The sequence below is a fragment of the Pseudomonas sp. EZ-C24 genome (assembly GCF_014525325.1).
GTDB classification, from domain to species: domain Bacteria; phylum Pseudomonadota; class Gammaproteobacteria; order Pseudomonadales; family Pseudomonadaceae; genus Aquipseudomonas; species Aquipseudomonas shirazensis.
This window is the reverse complement of record NZ_JACDIU010000028.1, coordinates 1-797: the sequence shown is the minus strand read 5'-3', so window position 1 is coordinate 797 and position 797 is coordinate 1. Positions and strand designations below refer to the sequence as shown.

The 797-nt window shown below is 56.7% G+C and carries 1 protein-coding gene; it reads left to right on the top strand.

What is annotated here, in order from left to right:
• Positions 1-797: elongation factor Tu (locus IDM28_RS20405; protein WP_188036767.1), on the top strand; the 797-nt coding region annotated here is incomplete at both ends.

The following is a 797-nucleotide window of genomic DNA, read 5'->3' as shown; positions in this document are numbered from 1 at the left end:
GTTCCGTACATCGTGGTCTTCCTGAACAAGGCTGACCTGGTAGACGACGCTGAGCTGCTGGAACTGGTCGAGATGGAAGTTCGCGACCTGCTGTCCACCTATGACTTCCCAGGCGACGACACTCCGATCATCATCGGTTCGGCTCGTATGGCTCTGGAAGGCAAAGACGACAACGAGATGGGCACCACTGCCGTCAAGAAACTGGTAGAAACTCTGGACAGCTACATCCCAGAGCCAGAGCGCGCTATCGACAAGCCGTTCCTGATGCCAATCGAAGACGTATTCTCGATCTCGGGTCGTGGTACCGTTGTTACCGGTCGTATCGAGCGTGGCATCGTCCGCGTTCAAGACGCCCTGGAAATCGTTGGTCTGCGTGACACCACCACCACCACCTGCACCGGTGTTGAAATGTTCCGCAAACTGCTCGACGAAGGTCGTGCTGGCGAGAACTGTGGCGTTCTGCTGCGTGGTACCAAGCGTGACGACGTTGAGCGTGGCCAGGTTCTGGTCAAGCCAGGTTCGGTCAAGCCGCACACCAAGTTCACCGCAGAAGTTTACGTTCTGTCGAAAGAAGAAGGCGGTCGTCACACTCCGTTCTTCAAAGGCTACCGTCCTCAGTTCTACTTCCGTACTACTGACGTGACCGGTAACTGCCAGCTGCCGGAAGGCGTTGAGATGGTAATGCCAGGTGACAACATCCAGATGGAAGTCACTCTGATCAAGACCATCGCAATGGAAGACGGTCTGCGCTTCGCTATCCGTGAAGGCGGTCGTACCGTCGGCGCCGGCGTCGTAGC